The organism is Sphingobium limneticum (assembly GCF_008710155.1).
Lineage (GTDB): Bacteria > Pseudomonadota > Alphaproteobacteria > Sphingomonadales > Sphingomonadaceae > Sphingobium > Sphingobium limneticum.
On record NZ_VYPZ01000087.1, the window covers coordinates 1 to 1,346 of the forward strand.

Consider the following 1,346-nt stretch of genomic DNA (forward strand, 5'->3'; position numbering starts at 1 on the left):
CAGGCTGCGGAAAAAGGGTTGGCAGAGCCGGCCATTGGCCTCGCTTTCGCCGTTTTCTAGCCCAAGGCGTCAGTCATTCTGGGAGGTAACCTTCCAGAATCCGGTCGTTTTTGACCGGCCTCGGGCGCTATGAGGCGCAGGCCTAGGTTGCGCCCAGCAGTTTCGGCAGCCTGACGAGGTTGTAGGCGGCAGCGGTGAGCGTGAAGGACCATCCGACGCGATCTTGCCCACGGTGTCGGGTTTTTCGCATGGTGCCGCAGGTTTTTGCCCATCCGAACACTTCCTCGATCCGCTTGCGGATTTTCTGGGAGAGGCCGTAGCCGGGATGGCGTGTCGTACGCCCGTCAATGGCAGAACGGCGATTGGTGTTATTCTGGGCCACGTGCGGGGTGACGTCCATCTCGCGCAATGCCTCGACGAAGGCGGCGGTGTCGTAGTTCTTGTCCGCGCCCAGCGTGATCCGATGGCGCCCTTCCATCCGGCCCAGCATGGTCAGTGCGGCCTCGCGTTCGGCGGTGCCGGTCGCGTGGGTGAGGATCGCATCGACTACAAGGCCATTGCGGTTCTCCATGAGGACATGGGCCATATGGCACAGCTTGGCTGCCTGGCCCCGCGCTTTCTTGAATAAGCGGGCATCGGGATCAGTGGTTGATGCATGGGTCGCATTGCTGCGCTTCTCGCCCCGGAAATCGCGTCCGGCATTGCTCGGCGCTGTTTTCTGCTCGCCATGGCCGGAGACTGAACCACCGTCATCGTCATCTCCGGGGCCGCCTTCATCCTTGGGCCTGAAGCTCTTCACGCTGGCCCACGCTTCGACCAACGTGCCGTCCACCGAGAAATGATCGTCGGACAGAAGAGCCTGCACGCGTGCCTGGTTGATGATGGCTGACAGGAACTTGGCGGCAACGTCCCTGGATAGTAGCCTCTCGCGGTTCTTGGTGAAGACCGTGACATCCCAGATCGGCGCATCCATCGCCAGGCCGACAAACCAGCGGAAGAGCAGGTTGTAATCCATCTGCTCCATGAGCTGGCGCTCCGAGCGGATCGTATAGAAAGCCTGCAGGAGCAATGCGCGCAGCAGCTTCTCGGGCGGGATCGATGGCCGGCCAATGCGCGAATACATCGCATCGAAATCAGCCGACATCACCTCGAGAGCTTCGTCGACGATCGCGCGGATCGCCCGAAGTGAATGGTTAGCCGGAACCCGAGCTTCGCAGCTCACGTAGGAAAACAACCCTTCGCTCCGGTAATCGCCGCCCCGCATCTCAAATCCTTCAACCTCAGTTGAAGGCGTCTGAATCACCTCAAGCGGCTCAAGGAAAGAGCCTTTTTCCGCAACCTGCTAA

The 1,346-nt window shown here is 60.7% G+C and carries 1 protein-coding gene; it reads right to left on the bottom strand.

All coding sequences use genetic code 11. The features are described from left to right. Window positions 1-142: 142 nt before the first annotated feature. Complete coding sequence (locus F4U94_RS24050) at window positions 143-1,264, bottom strand: IS5 family transposase (protein WP_120253323.1); 1,122 nt, start codon at window positions 1,262-1,264, stop codon at window positions 143-145. Window positions 1,265-1,346: the final 82 nt, after the last annotated feature.

Bases quoted from the DNA above. Each gene is read 5' to 3' on its own strand.
- F4U94_RS24050 (WP_120253323.1), bottom strand. From the start codon at position 1,264: ATGCGGGGCGGCGATTACCGGAGCGAAGGGTTGTTTTCCTACGTGAGC.